Below are 17952 nucleotides of genomic sequence, written 5' to 3'. Positions count from 1 at the left end.
TTTTGGTTTGCCCGGCAGATGTGTAGCTTACGTCATCTATAGTGAGGGCATGTGGCGCTTCGGATGTAGTCATCATTTACACACCGAGGTAAATGCTTTTACATACCGGGGTAAATGCCTTTACACGCCGGGGTAAATGCTTTTACATGCCGGGGTAAATGCTTTTACATGTGTCGGTAAGGGCTTGGTAAATGTAATCAGTTGATTATTAGTTGATATCTTTGGGGGAGATTCGGATAATCATTACCCGCTTTGTGTTGTCACTTACTTTAAACCGATTGTCCGTTCGTTCTCCTATTAACCAGGCAATTCGTTCTCCGCAACACAACACCCATTGTTTCTTCTTGTCGCTTAGGGAGAACTTCCGATCCGTCAAATAGTCGCTTACACGCTTTTTGCCGATCATTCCAAAAGGAATAAACACATCACCTTGTTTCCATTTTCTTATACACCATGCTGCATCCATCTTGTCTGCATCAAAGCAAGCTGTTTTTTTATCTTTGGGAATTATAAATTCAGGAGTATAATCATATACCTCCGTAACCAGACGGAAAGGTGGTTTGGCTTCTTCCTCCTTTATATCTTCTTCAATTAGCAGTAATTCCCGGTCTTTTATGACTTTCCACCCTTTACCGATGAAGACTTTTCCCGGCTGTCCGTCGAGTGATTGCTGTATACTTTCTATTTGGGCGGCGTTGAAACCGAGCGGATGCAACAGTTCGAAGAGGATGGCTCCCGGTACCGGTTCTTGCAGTAAAGCCTCTATCCGGATACCTTCGGAGGTGAGCACGCGTGTCCGTGCTTCTTCTATACCTTTATTGTATAGAGTTGCCGTGTCATTCAGGTAGTTAGTCGTGCGGATAATGCTCTCTTTAACCGATGGATTGATTTCCTGCATCAGAGGTAACAGGTTCAAACGAATTTTATTCCGGGTATAATCATCCAAAAGATTGGTACTGTCCGTTACGTAATCCTGATTCATGCGTTGCAAGTATGTGATTATTTCATCGCGGCTCAGGCAAAGCAAAGGGCGTACGATGTTTCCGTTCTTTGGACGGATTCCGAGCAGTCCGTTAATGCCGGTACCCCGGATCAGGTTCAGTAATACGGTCTCTACGCTGTCATCTTTATGGTGAGCTACTGCGATAACAGCTGCTCCACGCTGTTTCCTGAGCGTTTCGAACCACTCGTAGCGTAATTCACGGGCCGCCATCTCGATAGAAATGTGTTTGTCGGCGGCATATTGAATTGTATCAAAATGTACGGTATGTAAAGGCACTTCCGCTTCATGGCACAACCGGCGTACAAATGCTTCATCTCTGTCCGATTCTTTATCCCGCAGATGGAAATTGCAGTGAGTAGCTTCACAGGTGTACCCCATTGATAGCAACAATCGTAGCAAAGCCACAGAATCGGCTCCGCCGCTTAGTGCTACCAATACCTTGTCATTCAGATAAAAGAGCTTCTCTTTTTCGATGTATTGTGCTATTCTATGTTGTATCATATTGCAAAGATAATAGTTTTGTCAATATGGATAAGAATTCTTCCTTATTTAAAAACAATCTAAATAATTTGCATGCCACAAAGTTATGAATTATCTTTGCGCCAAAATTAGAGGTACACACACTATGCGATTGTCCGAATTAAAAACAGGTGAGAAGGGAGTCATAGTCAAAGTGCTGGGACACGGCGGCTTCCGTAAACGGATTGTGGAGATGGGTTTTATCAAGGGAAAAACCGTAGAAGTATTGCTTAATGCTCCACTGAAAGACCCGATCAAATACAAAATAATGGGTTATGAAATCTCTCTGCGGCGACAGGAGGCTGATATGATCGAGATCATCAGCGAGCAGGAGGCTAAGTTACAAACACAGGAATCTGCTTATCATCAGGGATTGACTGAAGATATTGACGTAAAAGAGGAAGATTTGAAACGGGTTGCCCTTGGAAAACGGCGTACGATAAATGTGGCGCTGGTCGGTAATCCGAACTGTGGTAAGACTTCTCTTTTCAATCTGGCTTCAGGAGCCCACGAACATGTAGGCAATTATAGCGGTGTGACCGTAGATGCCAAAGAAGGATATTTTGATTTCCAGGGTTATCACTTCAAGATAGTCGACTTGCCCGGTACTTACTCTCTGTCAGCTTATACTCCCGAAGAAATTTATGTCCGCCGCCACATCATTGATGAAACGCCGGATGTGATCATTAATGTGGTCGATTCTTCCAACCTGGAGCGTAATCTCTATCTTACTACCCAGCTTATCGATATGAATGTACGCATGGTGGTAGCCCTCAATATGTATGATGAACTGGAAGCCAGCGGTAATACCCTTGATCACCGCCTGTTAGGCAATTTGTTCGGTGTTCCGATGGTACCTACTGTTTGCAAGAAAAATATCGGAGTAGACCGTCTTTTCCATGTAGTTATCAATCTCTACGAAGGTGCCGACTTTATTGATAAAAAAGGGCATATCCATCCGGAAGTGGCTAAGGAAATCATGGATTGGCATCAGACCCTGCCTAACTTTAAGGATCACGGCGAACATCCTGCCGACTATACCCATGGTAAAGAACCGGTGGGCAAAGTATTCCGCCATATTCATATCAATCATGGCCCCGATTTGGAGAAGGCTATCGATGCGGTGAAAGAAGAAATCTCAAAGAACGAATTTATCCGCCATAAATATTCTACCCGTTATCTGGCTATCAAATTGCTGGAGAATGATCCTGAAATAGAACGCTTCATTCATACTCTGCCCAATGCCGCAGAGGTGGAAAAGAAACGGGATAAAGCGGCCCGGCGTATACAGGAGACAATGAACGAAGATAGCGAATCTGCTTTGACAGATGCTAAATATGGTTTTATCAGTGGAGCGTTGAAAGAAACTTTCACCGACAATCATCTGGAGCAGGAACAGACAACGAAGGTGCTCGACTCCATTGTGACCCATCGCATTTGGGGATATCCCATTTTCTTCCTTTTTATGTATCTGATGTTCGAGGGTACGTTTGTAATTGGGGAGTACCCGATGATGGGTATCGAGTGGCTTGTCGAGGTGATGGGTAACCTGATTCGGGATAACATGTCCGAGGGTCCGCTGAAGGATATGATGATTGACGGTATCATTGGTGGAGTCGGAGGAGTGATTGTATTTCTGCCCAACATCCTGATATTGTATTTCTGCATTTCCTTGATGGAAGATTCGGGTTATATGGCCCGTGCCGCATTTATTATGGATAAAATCATGCATAAGATGGGCTTGCACGGTAAGTCGTTCATTCCTTTGATAATGGGTTTCGGGTGTAATGTGCCTGCAATAATGGCTTCACGTACCATTGAGAACCGGAAGAGCCGTCTGATCACCATGCTCGTCAATCCGTTGATGTCGTGCAGTGCCCGTCTGCCTATCTACCTGGTATTGGTGGGTGCTTTCTTTCCTAATAATGGCAGTTTGGTTTTATTGGGAATTTATGTTATCGGAATCGCATTGGCGGTTGTTATGGCTCGTTTGTTCAGCCGTTTTCTGGTGAAGGGAGATGATACTCCGTTCGTGATGGAACTTCCACCTTACCGCATGCCGACTATGAAGTCTATCTTCCGGCATACATGGGAAAAAGGCGCGCAATACCTCAAAAAGATGGGAGGTATCATTATGATTGCTTCCATTATCATTTGGTTTTTGGGCTATTATCCGGATCATAATGCTTATCCTACCCAGGCGGAACAGCAGGAAAACTCTTATATCGGGCAGATAGGTCAGGCAGTGGAGCCTGTACTTGAGCCGTTAGGATTCGATTGGAAGCTGAGTATCGGTCTTCTTTCCGGTGTGGGTGCCAAGGAGTTGGTAGTAAGTACGCTCGGTGTACTTTATACCAATGATGCCGATGCCGATGCGGTCAGTCTGGCTGAACGGATTCCGATCACTCCGCTTGCAGCATTCAGCTATATGCTGTTTGTGCTGATCTACTTCCCGTGCATTGCCACGTTGGTGGCCATCAAGCAAGAGTCCGGTAGTTGGAAGTGGGCTATCTTTACGGCAGGATATACCACAGCATTGGCATGGATTGTTTCATTTGCCGTTTATCAGATAGGAGGATTGTTTTTATGAATTGGCAAGAATGGGTTGTCGGGTTACTGATTATATTGTGTGTAGCCCGCATCCTCTATGGTATTTATGTTTTTTTTCGTCGTGTGAAAGAAAATGATAACCCTTGTGCAAGTTGTGCAAGTGGCTGTGAATTAAAGGATATGATGGAGAAGAAGCGGAAAGAGTGTTCGTCTAAGAAAAAAAAGACAAAGAAAAATTGCTGCGGATAGTTTGGTAGTTTCAAAATTTGTACTACCTTTGCAACCGCAAACGAGAAACAAGGTTCCTTGGATGAGTGGCTTAGTCAGCGGTCTGCAAAACCGTGTACGGCGGTTCGAATCCGCCAGGAACCTCAATCATTACTTTAAATCCCTTGAAAGTCAAGTGCTTTCAAGGGATTTTTCTTTGTTGGATTCCAATCTGGGAACCAATAAATTCATTCTTTCCACACTATTGCAGCAAAAAATATTAGGGAGCAAGTTGCAGAATTGATAATAGGACACAATCCTCCAAATCCATATACAAGCCATTTGAGCATATCCGACAGATGAGGATTCCATATTTCCGTATAATATGTCGTAAGACATATAAAAATGCAGTACATAGTAGAGTGTATTGCATTTTTCTTATATTTGCAAGTACTTTCATGAAAGGTAAAAAAGACCATAAAAAAATGAAAACGAAAAAGTTATCAAAACTACTACTGTTGTTCTTGTGCACAATTAATCTTATTGGTTGCAACAATGAAGAAACGGAATCTGTCTGCCATTTGGAGTTGACTGTAAATTCATGCAAAATCATATTGGGCGGTAGTGAATCTGTAAAGCTGACGGCCCATGAAAACACGACATTGGATATAACTGATGGTGAAGTGGCTGATGCTGTTTATACATGGGGTGGAAATACGGAAGCCTCTGATATCAAAATTACAGGTAAGCGGGATGGAGAAACCAATATTATCGTTACCGATCATGAAACAGGAGAGACTGCCACGATAAAAGTGGAAGTGACCAAAGCGCCGATGCCTCACCTTGCACTTAAAAAAGGGAATCGGAAAAATGTTTTTGACCGTATGGATTTTTATCTAACAAATGATGGTTCGCAATCTATAACGATGGGATTACTGTCAGAGGTATGCGATTCAATAGTCTGGACAGTGAATGGACAGAAAGGCAGCTATCGGTTGTATGAACGTGAAAGTGGAGAAGGAGTAGTTAAGAGCCATTTGGTTATGGAGTGGGGGCACTGCTTTATATTCCCCGGAGATTATGAAACTTGCCTTACAGCATGGAAGGATAACAAGGTGCTTTACCAAGACATACTTTCGGTTACTATCATTAATGATAAAGATTTTCTGGGATTTAATTGGAAGGATGTGACTAATACTTCACAGGCGTGGACTTCTTATGCTGATGTTATCGGCAGTAACCCTGATTTGATGACTACTTATCGGTTTAATGCTGGTGTCCCATCAGTGGAAGTTGCATACTTTAATGTTACAAGCGACAAATATCTGAGCCAAAGCTATGATGTGCTTTATAACTACTTCTGTTCATTCTATTCGCAACCTACTTACGAAGATAAAAAGGATAAGCAAAAGATCTTTCGATTATATAAGGAACTGTTTTCCGAGCAAAAGGTATATCCGAATGCCTATCCGTGCGCTATATGGGTTACAGATAACGCCAATGCGGTTTTATTACTTGACGAAGACGATTCGGCACGCTATATCGTTTATGCAGAACCAAGACAGTGATAAAATTATTTTTTATGAAGGAAGCCCTCAGTGAAGTTTCTTCATTTAAATTCACTACATTGGTGCTTTGTGATTTATTAGTAATAGTCATAAAGTGGCACTATCCCGGTCAGTTGGTTGATAATATCTAAATTTAAAGTGAGGGTGCGTATGGATACTGATTTTGTAAATTTGACAACAGAAAATCTTGCCGGTGAGCATTTATGTTGCATTATCCGCAGTAAAAAGCCACATCAGGGTATTGAAGCAAAGCGGCGATGGCTTTCTGACCGGCTGAATGAAGGTCACGTCTTTAGAAAATTGAATGCAAAGGCTACGGTTTTTATCGAATATGCTCCCCTTGAAACAGCTTGGGTCCCCATAACCGGTGATAACTATTATTACGTATATTGCTTATGGGTTTTAGGTAGTTATAAAGGAAAAGGGTATGCAAAGTCATTGATGGAGTATTGTTTGGCTGATGCCAAAGCAAAGGGTAAATCCGGTATTTGTATGCTGGGAGCAAAAAAACAAAAATCCTGGCTTTCTGACCAATCATTTGCGAAGAAGTTCGGTTTTGAAGTTGTTGATACTACTGATAACGGATATGAATTGCTTGCGCTTTCTTTTGACGGAACAATACCCCGGTTTGCGCAAAATGTAAAGAAGCAGGAGATTGAAAGTAACGAACTGACGATTTACTATGATATGCAATGTCCCTATATCTGTCAAAACATTGAAATAATAAAACAGTATTGCGAAATGAATGGCGTTCCCGTATCTTTCATTCAAGTGGATACGTTACAAAAAGCAAAGGAATTGCCCTGCGTTTTCAATAACTGGGCTGTATTCTATAAAGGAAAGTTTGAGACTGTGAATTTATTGTTGGATGTCGATTATTTAAAGAGGATACTCAAAAAGTGAAAATGTAAATTCGGATAGTCTTTGTGAACTTTGCTGAAGGTGTCAATCATATTTTAAATGAAGATGTGCCGAAAATGTCAATTCCGCATGGAGACATTCTTGACACACCTTCATTGATTTTATCTATCTTTACTCTAGAATAAAGATATAGCCTTTGTCTTTCGGTATTTTGATTTTATCTTTGGCTGACAGTGTGAATCCTTCCTGGAAACCTTTGATAGCAGGTGCCGTCAGTTTTGCCTTGTCGGGGTCTATCCCCAGTTTCTCCCAGTCAATTTGTAGTTTCACCTCACTGTCTTTTTTTGCCCAGCTGGCAATGGCTATCATCACTTTGCCATCTTTGACAAACGAAGTGGCCAGAATATCGCTGCGTCCTGTTTTCACCGGATTGTATGATACCCAATACCCCATCATCCGGCTGTCCTTGATACCGAAAGCATCCCATACCTTCCAGAGTTGTGAAGGGACGGACTCCATCGGTTCGCGTGCTGTCATGCCGTATAGCATACCCCGGTAAGGATTGCCACCGTCCTGTAACATTTCGCTCATCATGCCGAAGGGGATACCCGAAACATCTGTCAGCCAGTATTCCGGTGATTTTTCGTATTTGAAGTATTCGCCGAACCAAAGACGGTCCAGGTAAGGCATGTGTTCCATGTACAGGAAGATGCTGTTGATGTACCCGTCCGCCGGATTGAACTGGTTGGCGGAATGAACGTCGATGCGCGGGTCGGGACGATTGTTTTCCAGTACCCGGCGGATACGTTTCATGGTGTTGCGGTCGAAAGCCAGGTCGTCGATATATACACCGTCGATACCTACATTCTTTGTCAACCAGTTCAGCCCTTCCACGTAAAAATTATGCCAGCGTGAAATGCCGGTATTCACGATGGCTGCATCTTTGTAGGCATCTACAAACCATGCGGCGATGTAGTCACCGTCCAGATGCTCTTGCAACCATGCATATCCTCCTCCTTTGCCCGGAGAGAAGATCTCGTGTCCGAGACTTTTCAGGGCAAAAAGTTCCGGTGCGTGATTGTTCAGCTCCCTTACGGTGTAGTAGATTTTCACTTTGTAACCTTTGGCATGCGATTCGTCCACGTACTGCTTCATGAAGGCCGGACGGAAGAACGGATAGTTGATATGCGGGTTGACTGCATTGCCGTGATGCAGGTTGATGACGTTCGCTCCGGTTTCAGCTACTACGTCTACCGCCTGATAAGCGTGCGCATCACCCTCTTTCAGTTTTTCGGCAGGCTGGTAACCGTGATAGTAGCGATCGGTCCACTGCTTCATGGTGTCTATCGGTTTGAAAGGTGTCACCAGCACCAGGAAGTCGAAGTTCAGTTCTTCTCCTTTGGTCATGGTCCGCTTTCCGCTGTAGGTTTCGATATTCACTTGTTTTCCTTGTTCCCGGTAGCTGATACCTCCTTTGCCGTCGTTGAACCAGGATGGCGGCATGTTCAGCGGTTGCATTTTGTAGAAATTGGTGTTCAGCGGGCGGTGGTAGTTTTCCGCACGGAACAGGCATTGCATTCCACCGTTTACGTCGCCGAACCAGAAACCTTCCTGATTGCGTTCCACATTCCATTTCCATCGGTCGCTTTTAGGACGCAGAGAACCTTCATATCCCATTCCCAAACGATATTTGGCAGTCGTTGCCGGCATGGAAGTCATCAGAGCTATGTCATCTACCGATGTGTTTTCGGTTGCTTTTACTTTAATCTGATAACTCATGAAACCGTCGAACTCCATGCTGGCATGTACCGTCACATCGAGTGATCCGGCCTTCCCGGCAGCTGTCCAACTAACAATCCCGTCTTCCTTCTTGCCGAATTTCAATGGTGAAGTGATGGTGACGGGCAGTTGTTTTCCATTCCGGCGGATGACGAGCTCCATCGGTTTTGCCAGGATGTCTTTGGCTTCTTTGCCAACGGAGGTCATCTCTTCGGTGAAATAACTCCGGATGGAAGCCGGTAACCCCAGTTCGCCGGCAGTGACGCTTCGTCCCAATACGCTGATTGTGTTGTCTGTCACCGTCATCGGAATGAACGGCTTCACCAGTTGGTCATTTACGGCATATTGTGAATTCAGCCAGCGCAGGCGTGACAAACGCCACAAATCACTGTCTCCTTTGTCTACCAGCACATTGTCGGACAGGTTGATCGTGATCTTTACCTCTTGAGAGGCTCCCGATGAATCGCTGACAATGGCTTTACCGCTATAAATGCCTCTGCCGGCATGTTCCGGCATCTGAATGCCTATCCAAAGCGGCTGTACACGCCCCTTGCCCACGTTTACTTCCGGATGCATCGGGCGCCCTATCCAGTCGGTCCCTTCCGTATTGAAACAAGTGATGGCCGATGCCGGAATCATCTCGTCTTTACCTTTCAGGTCGGTGAAGGTTACTTTGACCCCGTTCACCGGATTCTTGAAAGCCCATAGTCCGAGTTGCAATACATAATATTCGTTTAAGTCTGCTTCACCGAAAAATTCGCCGGTGGCTCCTTGGGTTACCTGACGGTACGAGAGATCGTCGAACATACGGATAGGGAACTTACGGTCTTCGGGCAGCAGCAGGAACGGTTTATTGCTATTGGCTTCTGCCAATGCCTGTTTCTCTTTTGCTGTGGCAATGATTTCCATCGGATAGAAGCTGTTGAAACTGCCTAACGACTCGAATCTGACCAGTTTGGCCCGGGTCACCTTTGTTCCCGGAGTGGAACTGCAGATTGCTTTCCATTGTGCGTCGGCTCTGTCAGGTTGCTTCGGATAGTTCACTTTGGGGTATGGACCTCCCGATGTATGGTAGGGCAGATAGTATACATAGTAATTCCCTGTACCTGTACTGGCATCGAACCGGATACGTCCGTACTCACGGTTGATTTCCACCGGAAGTACATTGTCCACTACTTTGCCGGTAGAAGCATTTATCACAATAATCCCTTTCTGTTCGGGATTGGCGTCGCGTCTGCGCCAGGGGATATAAGCTTCCGCTACGGTGGCGGGAGTATTCATTGAAACAACGGCACAGTGATTACCCAGTGTGTCGGGAGTCCAGTAGTTTTCGCCGTAAAACGAAGCTTCGGGGACGAAGTCCTGAGCAGCTGCCGGAAAGGTTAACAAGGCTGACAGTGCCCATAAAAAGAGTTTTTTCATAATGTTTTGTCTAATAAATAAGTATATGCAAATTTACAAAGAATCGTTTGGGATCGGATAAGATTTGCCTGTTTTTATTTGAGATGCGGTTTCTCTGTCGATTGGCGGACAGTATTTGGACACCTTTATTTGCATTTTCCCTTTTTGTATTATCTTTGCGCCCTCAAAAAACAAATAAACCCTACACTATGAACAAAAAGAAAGTTTTAGGTATTTCGCTTCTGGCACTCTCTCTGTTTGCTTGCCAGGATGATGATACCGTCGACATTCTCAATGCCTTTGGCACACCGCCTGCCTTGACTAAAATTTCGGCAGAGGAGTTTCTCAATCAGGGAGAACAGATGTTTGAAGATGGTGAGAGCGTTGATGACATTGTTTCGGCCGATCGCGCCTTCTATGTGAACCAACCGCTTAATGTATCGATGACAGACGGAAAGCTCCGCCTGTTCAATGGTATGGCTCACGATTTCAAAGAAGTCTCCGTATGGCTGACGATGCCCCATTTGCGTGATACCATCCATCTGATGCAGTTTGAAGAAGTTCCGGGCTTTTACAACATCCGGTTGGATTCTCCGCTGAAGATGGGCGAGGCAGTCTATCCCTCCAAAAGCGGCAAGCCTGTCCGTGTCAACAATCTGGCTTTGCTTTCTCCCGATCAGTACGAACTGTTGCTTACATGCAACGATTCTGTATTCGATATGTTGAAAACCATCAAGATGAAGACCCGCATTCAGATGGGAAAATACGGTAGTGGTAACTGGGGAGTGATGACGCCCAATGCAGCCCGTTATTATGCCACTTCAGCGGTAAATATGGCCGTTATGTTCAGTTCCGGAATTTTTCGTGATTCATTGATGAATTATAAAGGCAGCATCCATAACGATGCAGGGAAGGAGATTGACCGTGAGGGATTGTTGAAATCCATTCTGAATAAGCAAAGTCTGGTGTTCGGAGTAGTCACCGGGCCCGGAATCGCCGGACTTGGCGGAGGAAACGCACTGGGATTGCGTGAGGAATATCTTTCGGGCTTCTTTTACCAGAACCGGGTAGCGATAGATTGCAATTGGGTGCTTCATGTCTGGATTCACGAATTGGGACACTGTCTGGGTTACGGCCATTCCAGCAGCTTGTGTTATGGATCGATGCCCGACGAGATTGTGCCGAAAGTATACCGTTACATGATGAAACACCGGATGTTGCCTTATGTCATCAATCCATTCAAGAGTTACAATGATTATAACCCCGGTATCAACGATGCCGATAATCCCGACATAGAGTTATGATGAAAAGATACAGCATTTTTATGGTAGTGGTGACTTTGTTGCTCACTTTTGCCGCATGTGATAAAAACAATATGCCAGGGTTCGGTTTCACTACCGATTCCATCCTTACACTGACTTTTGAGAAAGAGCTGGATGCGGCAGCTATCGGTGTAGGTACACAGAGCTATAATCCTGTGGGAATGCGCCGTTCGGGTGATACCCTTTTATAGCCAACCGTGCCGACGGATCGGATGGTGTCCGGATTGTTCGTGCCTCCACCGGCGAATTGCTTTACTCGTTGACAAGTTGGACGTATGACGGAAAAGCTGAAAAGTTCGATAATCAAGTGATGGATGTAGCCGTCAACAGCGATTATATTTTCGTGGTGAACCGCTCTTCCCGGATCGACATGTTTCGCCGGAACGATTATACGTATGTAACCACTATCGGGCGTACAGGCTGGCAGTCGAGCTCGTTGTTGCAATGCGAGTCTGCCGAAGTAGCCGGTGACAAACTGTTTATTCGTGATAAACAAAAAATCAAGGTGGTACAGCTTTCGGACTGTACACCGGAAAATCGTTTCAAGGTCCCCGTGTTTGCCCAGAACACCGACAGCACAACTTCCAACAATGGATTTAACCTCGAGACCGTGGCACGTTACAAGGAACTTATTTACGTATCGGACTATGAAAGTTCGCGTATCCTCGTAATCGATCCCTCCACCGTTACTACGAAAGGAGAGCCGGTCCGCTTTGTCCGTTCCTACCGTATGCAAAGCAAGCCGTTGAGTACGGGATTCTTTCAGGATGAAATGTACGTTGTCTGTGCCAATAACCGTATCGTAAGAGTGAATCTCCTCACCGGAGAGGAGAAGGACGCTTACTCTTCTTTTGCCGGAGGAATGGGATTCGGTACTCCGGGACGCCTCTTTTTCCATAACGATATGTTCTATCTTTCAGGTCGGAACGCGAACGCTCCGCGCCTGATACAGGGAAAAGTGATGTTTGTTGAAATATCCGAGTTGGACTAAAAAAGCTCACGACAGAGGATCACAGAGTCTCACGGAGTGAAAATATAGAGTACAAAACTCTGTGAGACTCTGTGAAACCCTGTAGTGAATGAAATTCAAAAAAATAAGTAAACATGAATTTAAAATTTTTATATCTGTTATTATTGCTGTCTGCTGCCTGTTGTGTATCCTGTTCCAAGGACGAAGAACCGGCTGATAAAGGCAATACCTCTCCCGAAGAACCGGTTTATACCACGTTTACCGATGCCGGCGAAGTGATTATTCCCGGAGTGCTTCCGGCCAATTTTACTCCCCGGTCCATACGGGTCAAAGGGGATACATTATTTGTTGCCAACAATAATGCCGCCGACCGTTCTGTTCTTTTGTTGAACTTGACGACAGGCGAGCTGATCGGACGCATCGATTCGTGGATGCGGAAAGATACTAAAGAGACATTTAACGCTGAGATAGGAGATATGGCTGTTTCGGACCGTTATATTTTTGTGGGCATGTACAACTCCCGTATTAACATTTTCGACCGTCGTACCCTTCAGTTCGTCAATGCCATTGGGCGTTCGGATGGAAAGTGGGGTGACGATATTTACAGCATGACTCATTGTTACGGTCTTCGCGAATGTGGCGATAGGCTGATGGTGCGTGATAAAAATACCATTCGCGGTTATTGGATTTATGAAGCTGTTACCGAGCCTGCGTTTCGTATCCCCTGGATCGGAAAGGTAAAGGTACCCGAAGGAATCGGATATGACTATCAGCCCCGCATTCATGGCATGGCGGAGCATAACGGGCGCATGTACCTCACCGACTGGTACAACAAAAGCCTGCAAGTGTTTACTCCCTCAAAAATGGAGATTGTGTTCGGCGAAGAGACACATATCACTTCCGATGCCGTATTTAAGTACGACGCCATACAGCCTTTGGGACTGCTGTCCTATGGCGGAGAGCTCCTGATGTCAGTACAAAAGAGCGGGAAGATACAGCGCTATGACCCCGAGACGGGTGATTTGTTGGGGCTGTTAGCCGAATTTCCGGACAAGGAAATCGGACGTATGGAGATAGCCCGGGGAATGCTTTATTATATTGACCTCAAAGCCGGAAAACTGATGAAGGCAAAAGGAGAATGATTTACCACAGAGTCACACAGAGTCTCACTGAGTTTTATTCTTCATCATTTTTACTCTGTGAAACTCTGTGAAACCCTGTGGTGAATCTCTTTCCGTTATACATTCATCGCATTTGCTCCGAGTGCACCCAAGTCTTAGAAGTGAATTTATGCCGTCTGAACCGGTATCTTCATCCTTATACCTTTCTTCAATTAACATTGTTAACGTTTTTTTTAGGCTGTCTTATTCTTATGCGCAAATAACAAGTCTTTTGCATTTAAAGAATTTGTTATTCGCATCCAAAGAACAAGCTTTAACTCTATGTTAAAACAAAGCTTTTGAGAACAGAAATCTTACTTTTTAAGGCGTTGTTTTTCAGATGGTTAAGTCTGAAATTCGCTTCTCCGCCTCACGGATGGACTTTTCGGGCGAAAGCTGGGGTACTTGCTTTTTTGTCAACTATAAACGAGGGTTTACACTTCCGAAACTTGAATAATTTATATAATTCCGGCAAATATATTGTATTTTTTTGAAAAGCAGATGTGCTTACGTGCGCGTAAGAGGAGAAAATCTTGTGTGTAAGTGATAGGAGGGTGAGATACCTATTATTGGGCTACAAACATATACGTTATGTAGAATTTATAGAAAAAATAGGGGGAATTGTTTCAAAAAACGTTCGTTTATAAACACAAAGGTAAGGCACATTTTTATAACAACAAAATATTTTTATAAATAAATTGCTTTTTTCTCTTTTTTACTAAAACACACTACTGATAATGAAGTAGTTATGAATAAAAAATAGTATTTTTATCTATATTTTTTTTCATAAGAACGGGATTTTTCAAAAAGGTCAAAAAAAGGTGTTTCAAATGACGAACGTTTTTTGAAACAATTTCGTCCGTTTTACCACTATAAATATTTTCGGAAATACTTACGGTTTGAATGAGAAAAGATGTCTCGTCCAAACCGCGTAGCGCACCCGAAAGTAACCTATCGAGTTTTAATTTCCAACAATAAATGTCTGAACAACAGGAGTATTGGTTTGCCGCTCGGACAAAGAAGGATCAGGAGTTTGCTATTCGTAATGCTTTAGAAAAGCTTGGAATAGAATACTTTCTTCCTACACAATTTGTCATTCGCCAACTGAAATATCGTCGTCGTAGGGTAGAAGTTCCTGTTATCAAGAATCTTATTTTTGTCCGGACTACCAAAGAGCGTGCCTGGTCCATCACGAAGGATGATCACGTTCCTTTATTTTATATGAAGGATCTTTATACCCATACTTTGCTCATCGTCCCCAACAAGCAGATGGAGGACTTTAAGTTTGTGATGGATTTAGCTCCGGAAAATGTAACTTTTGACGACCTTCCTCTTACCGTAGGTACAAAAGTACAGGTTGTCAAAGGAGAGTTTTGTGGTATCGAAGGTGAGTTATCCAGCCTTGCCAATCGCACCTATGTGGTGATCCGCATTCATGGGGTTCTGTCTGCCAGCGTCAAAGTACCTAAAAGTTACCTTCGTATTCTTTCAGCGTAATTCGTAATTTCAAAATTATATGAATCAAGTCCAAAATCTGCAACACATTGCCCGTGAGTTGCTTTATCTTGGTACGGATGGCTCTCCCATCTATACCGATCATTTCCGTCAACTGAACACCGAAGTTTTTCGCTTGTCCGAAGCCCTTTTCTCTATGAAAGGTACCACTTTTGAGGAAGAAGCAGCGATTTGTCTATCTCTGTTAATGGGCTATAATGCTACCATTTACAATGATGGCGACAAAGAATCTAAGATACAAAGCATTTTAGATCGCTCTTTTGCTGTGTTAGATCATCTTCCCGCTTCTCTATTAAAATGTCAATTGCTGACATATTGCTATGGCGAGGTATTCGAGGAAGATTTGGCACAAGAAGCACATCAAATAATGGATGGCTGGAAAAGCAGGGCGCTCTCAGAAGAAGAATTGGAAGTGATGGAAACATTGCAGACAATGGAAGAGAATAGCTATCCATGTAGCGAGATAGAAGACTGATTATATGCATTTTTGATGAATAATATAAAATATGCTTAATGTAGATAATTTTATTGGCGATAATATCACTTTTCGTCGTTCCAGCATGTTTGCTCCCGATATTGCAGCAAACAGTGATCGTCTTCGCCAGGAGGTTGAAGGTAAGAGTTTATTGGTAATTGGCGGTGCCGGTTCTATCGGTTCTTCCTATATAAAAGCCATTCTTCCTTTTAAGCCTTCTAAACTTGTTGTGATCGATTTAAACGAGAATGGATTGGCCGAACTTACCCGTGATTTGCGTTCCACTTATGGGCTGCATATTCCAGAAGAGTATCGTACTTATACCTTGAACTTTGCAGATCCCATCTTCGAACGGATGTTCCGTAAGGAGCAGGGTTTTGATATTGTAGCCAATTTTTCGGCACACAAGCATGTACGGAGTGAGAAAGACGAATATTCTGTACAGGCCTTGATTGAGAATAATGTAATCAAAGCCAAGAAACTGCTTGATCTGTTATCGGAATTTCCTCCCCGTCATTTCTTTTGTGTTTCTACGGATAAGGCTGCCAATCCTGTGAATATAATGGGTGCCAGTAAACGTATCATGGAAGATATGATAATGGCCTACTCCTCTAAATTTAAGGTCACTACTGCCCGCTTTGCCAATGTCGCCTTTTCCAATGGCTCCCTATTGGCCGGTTTTATTGACCGTATCATGAAGAAACAGCCTCTGGCTGCCCCCAATGACGTGAAACGCTATTTCGTTTCACCTGAGGAAAGCGGTCAGATCTGTATGCTTGCCTGTGTTCTTGGAAATAATGGAGAGATTTTCTTTCCAAAGTTAGGTGAGGAAAAGATGATCACTTTTTCTTCTATCTGTGACCGTTTCCTCCGTACTCTGGGCTATGAAAAGAAAGAGTGTGCTACAGATGAAGAAGCCAGAAGATATGCTGCCGAAATGGCGGATGACAGTAAGATATACCCTGTGGTTTATTTTGAAAGTGATACCACGGGTGAGAAAGGCTACGAAGAGTTCTATGTGCCCGGTGAGCGGTTGAACCTGGAACGTTTTTCTTCTTTGGGTGTGATTGAGGATGTCAGTAAACGTCCTTTGTCTGAATTGGATTCCTTCTTTGATGAGCTGGAGTCCCTCTTTGCCCTTCCGGATTGCCATAAGTCTGATATCGTGACTGCACTTAAAAGATTCCTTCCCAATTTTGAACACGTGGAGAAAGGAAAGAATCTGGATCAGAAAATGTAATGTTTACAAGTATGTATAATAATATAACTACTTTCATCCATAACTTGTTTGGTACGGATGAATTTGTTCCGTTGCACGCTCCTTTATTTATCGGTAACGAAAAAAAATACCTTGCAGAATGCATTGATACTACTTTTGTCTCGAGTGTGGGCAAGTTTGTCGATCGCTTTGAGGAGCAGGTTGCTTCCTATACCGGCTCAAAAAGAGCTGTTGTCTGTGTGAGTGGTACTAATGCATTGCACATGGGTATGCTTCTTGTCGGTGTTGAGCGTGATGATGAAGTTTTAACTCAGGCTCTTACTTTTATCGCTACCTGTAACGCCATCAGTTATATTGGCGCACATCCTGTATTTCTTGATGTGGATAGAGATACTTTGGGTCTTTCTCCTCTTGCTGTAAAAAGGTGGTTGTCTACGCATGCGGAAGTAAGGAATGGGCAGTGTTATAATAAGAAGACGGGACGCCGTATCAAGGCTTGTGTTCCTATGCATACGTTCGGGCATCCTATGAGGATTGACGAATTGTCGGCAGTGTGCAACGAATATCATATAGAACTTGTCGAGGATGCGGCCGAAAGTATCGGCAGTTTCTATAAAGGCCGTCATACGGGTACTTTCGGAAGAGTGGGAGCCATCAGTTTTAATGGTAATAAAACGATCACCACCGGTGGTGGGGGTATGTTGCTTTTCCAGGACGAAGAGTTGGGCAAGTTTGCCAAACATTTGACGACCCAGGCCAAAGTTCCGCACCGTTGGGCATTTGTTCATGACCATATCGGTTACAATTACCGTATGCCTAATATCAATGCCGCATTGGGTTGTGCCCAAATGGAGAATCTTGACAGGTATGTTGTCAATAAACGTGAGACAGCAGAACGGTACCGTGAGTTTTTCTCTCGTATTCCTGATGTTGAGTTTGTTGTTGAGCCTGCGAACAGCCGTTCTAACTATTGGTTGAACGCTGTACTTCTGAAAGACCGTCGGGCCCAACAGTCTTTCCTTGAATATACGAATGACCATGGTGTAATGACCCGCCCTGTTTGGGAATTGATGAATAGGCTTGAGATGTTTCGGGGATGCGAGACGGATGGTTTGGAGAATACTGTGTGGTTGGAAGAAAGAATTGTGAATATACCAAGTAGTGTAAGATTATAAAAAATATGGAAGAGAAGATTTTAATTATTATCAATGAGATAAGGAAAGCTAAAAATTTGTCAGAATTGAGTGTTATTAACTTAAGTGATACTTTAAGAGATGATATTGGATTTACTTCATTTGATTTGGCAGAACTTACCGTTCGAATAGAGGATGAATTTGATATTGATATTTTCGAGGATGGGTTAGTAAATACTGTTGGTGAAATAATTGAGAAGTTACGTTAAT

At 43.7% G+C, this 17952-nt stretch carries 13 protein-coding genes, 1 tRNA gene and 1 pseudogene; 13 read left to right on the top strand and 2 right to left on the bottom strand.

Going from position 1 to position 17952, the window contains the following annotated elements; all coding sequences use genetic code 11:
* Positions 1–208: 208 nt before the first annotated feature.
* A complete protein-coding gene (tilS, locus tag ISX59_RS03510) occupies positions 209–1504 on the bottom strand; it encodes a tRNA lysidine(34) synthetase TilS (protein WP_044299718.1) in 1296 nt (431 codons plus the stop codon).
* 124 nt (positions 1505–1628) lie between these two features.
* On the opposite strand from tilS, the gene feoB reads away from it, so the two are divergent.
* The 5 genes from feoB to ISX59_RS03485 all read left to right on the top strand — a co-directional run bounded on the left by feoB (position 1629) and on the right by ISX59_RS03485 (position 6750).
* Positions 1629–4112, top strand: coding sequence for a ferrous iron transport protein B (feoB, locus tag ISX59_RS03505; RefSeq protein ID WP_005776077.1), 2484 nt, complete (start codon positions 1629–1631; stop codon positions 4110–4112).
* A complete protein-coding gene (locus ISX59_RS03500; RefSeq protein ID WP_005809609.1) occupies positions 4109–4321 on the top strand; it encodes a hypothetical protein in 213 nt (70 codons plus the stop codon). The genes feoB and ISX59_RS03500 overlap by 4 nt, the downstream gene beginning before the upstream one ends.
* Positions 4322–4372: 51 nt before the next feature.
* Positions 4373–4444 (top strand) — tRNA-Cys (locus tag ISX59_RS03495).
* 320 nt (positions 4445–4764) lie between these two features.
* Positions 4765–5847, top strand: coding sequence for a pilus assembly protein N-terminal domain-containing protein (locus ISX59_RS03490; RefSeq protein ID WP_032541003.1), 1083 nt, complete (start codon positions 4765–4767; stop codon positions 5845–5847).
* 150 nt (positions 5848–5997) lie between these two features.
* The gene (locus ISX59_RS03485) at positions 5998–6750 is read left to right on the top strand and encodes a GNAT family N-acetyltransferase (RefSeq protein WP_032540989.1); all 753 of its coding nucleotides are present in this window, start codon (positions 5998–6000) and stop codon (positions 6748–6750) included.
* A 129-nt stretch (positions 6751–6879) separates the two neighbouring features.
* On the opposite strand, the gene ISX59_RS03480 is transcribed toward ISX59_RS03485, so the two are convergent.
* Positions 6880–9909: a glycoside hydrolase domain-containing protein gene (locus tag ISX59_RS03480; RefSeq protein ID WP_220575678.1), complete on the bottom strand. Its 3030-nt coding sequence runs from the start codon at positions 9907–9909 to the stop codon at positions 6880–6882.
* 188 nt (positions 9910–10097) lie between these two features.
* On the opposite strand from ISX59_RS03480, the gene ISX59_RS03475 reads away from it, so the two are divergent.
* From ISX59_RS03475 to ISX59_RS03440, 8 genes and pseudogenes are all read left to right on the top strand, one after another.
* Positions 10098–11192 carry a hypothetical protein gene (locus ISX59_RS03475; protein WP_005809599.1) on the top strand — a complete coding sequence of 365 codons (1095 nt, stop codon included), beginning with the start codon at positions 10098–10100 and terminating at the stop codon, positions 11190–11192.
* Positions 11189–12201: pseudogene (locus ISX59_RS03470) on the top strand (hypothetical protein). Before ISX59_RS03475 ends, ISX59_RS03470 begins: the two are co-directional and overlap by 4 nt.
* A 113-nt stretch (positions 12202–12314) precedes the next feature.
* Positions 12315–13322: a hypothetical protein gene (locus ISX59_RS03465; protein WP_220575677.1), complete on the top strand. Its 1008-nt coding sequence runs from the start codon at positions 12315–12317 to the stop codon at positions 13320–13322.
* Positions 13323–14318: 996 nt separating this feature from the next.
* Positions 14319–14837, top strand: a complete 519-nt coding sequence (upaY, locus tag ISX59_RS03460) for a capsular polysaccharide transcription antiterminator UpaY (RefSeq protein ID WP_005776089.1) — start codon at positions 14319–14321, stop codon at positions 14835–14837.
* Positions 14838–14856: 19 nt separating this feature from the next.
* Positions 14857–15330 (top strand): UpxZ family transcription anti-terminator antagonist, encoded by a 474-nt coding sequence (locus ISX59_RS03455; protein WP_005776090.1) that lies wholly within the window; start codon positions 14857–14859, stop codon positions 15328–15330.
* 31 nt (positions 15331–15361) lie between these two features.
* Positions 15362–16570, top strand: a complete 1209-nt coding sequence (locus ISX59_RS03450) for a UDP-N-acetylglucosamine 4,6-dehydratase (RefSeq protein WP_005776091.1) — start codon at positions 15362–15364, stop codon at positions 16568–16570.
* Positions 16571–16581: 11 nt separating this feature from the next.
* Positions 16582–17724: a LegC family aminotransferase gene (locus ISX59_RS03445; RefSeq protein ID WP_195341703.1), complete on the top strand. Its 1143-nt coding sequence runs from the start codon at positions 16582–16584 to the stop codon at positions 17722–17724.
* 5 nt (positions 17725–17729) lie between these two features.
* Positions 17730–17951 (top strand): phosphopantetheine-binding protein, encoded by a 222-nt coding sequence (locus tag ISX59_RS03440; RefSeq protein WP_005776094.1) that lies wholly within the window; start codon positions 17730–17732, stop codon positions 17949–17951.
* Position 17952: the final 1 nt, after the last annotated feature.

It is taken from the genome of Bacteroides sp. FSHCM14E1 (assembly GCF_019633785.1).
GTDB lineage: Bacteria > Bacteroidota > Bacteroidia > Bacteroidales > Bacteroidaceae > Bacteroides > Bacteroides hominis.
Note: the sequence above shows the minus strand (reverse complement) of the source record. Positions and strands in the feature narration are given on the sequence as shown.

Excerpts from the sequence above, each read along its gene's own strand:
- ISX59_RS03465 (WP_220575677.1), top strand. The coding sequence starts at position 12,315 with ATGAATTTAAAATTTTTATATCTGTTATTATTGCTGTCTGCTGCCTGT.
- ISX59_RS03475 (WP_005809599.1), top strand. The coding sequence starts at position 10,098 with ATGAACAAAAAGAAAGTTTTAGGTATTTCGCTTCTGGCACTCTCTCTG.
- ISX59_RS03485 (WP_032540989.1), top strand. The coding sequence starts at position 5,998 with ATGGATACTGATTTTGTAAATTTGACAACAGAAAATCTTGCCGGTGAG.
- ISX59_RS03455 (WP_005776090.1), top strand. The coding sequence starts at position 14,857 with ATGAATCAAGTCCAAAATCTGCAACACATTGCCCGTGAGTTGCTTTAT.
- ISX59_RS03440 (WP_005776094.1), top strand. The coding sequence starts at position 17,730 with ATGGAAGAGAAGATTTTAATTATTATCAATGAGATAAGGAAAGCTAAA.
- ISX59_RS03490 (WP_032541003.1), top strand. The coding sequence starts at position 4,765 with ATGAAAACGAAAAAGTTATCAAAACTACTACTGTTGTTCTTGTGCACA.
- ISX59_RS03480 (WP_220575678.1), bottom strand. The coding sequence starts at position 9,909 with ATGAAAAAACTCTTTTTATGGGCACTGTCAGCCTTGTTAACCTTTCCG.
- tilS (WP_044299718.1), bottom strand. The coding sequence starts at position 1,504 with ATGATACAACATAGAATAGCACAATACATCGAAAAAGAGAAGCTCTTT.
- feoB (WP_005776077.1), top strand. The coding sequence starts at position 1,629 with ATGCGATTGTCCGAATTAAAAACAGGTGAGAAGGGAGTCATAGTCAAA.
- ISX59_RS03445 (WP_195341703.1), top strand. The coding sequence starts at position 16,582 with ATGTATAATAATATAACTACTTTCATCCATAACTTGTTTGGTACGGAT.
- upaY (WP_005776089.1), top strand. The coding sequence starts at position 14,319 with ATGTCTGAACAACAGGAGTATTGGTTTGCCGCTCGGACAAAGAAGGAT.
- ISX59_RS03450 (WP_005776091.1), top strand. The coding sequence starts at position 15,362 with ATGCTTAATGTAGATAATTTTATTGGCGATAATATCACTTTTCGTCGT.
- ISX59_RS03500 (WP_005809609.1), top strand. The coding sequence starts at position 4,109 with ATGAATTGGCAAGAATGGGTTGTCGGGTTACTGATTATATTGTGTGTA.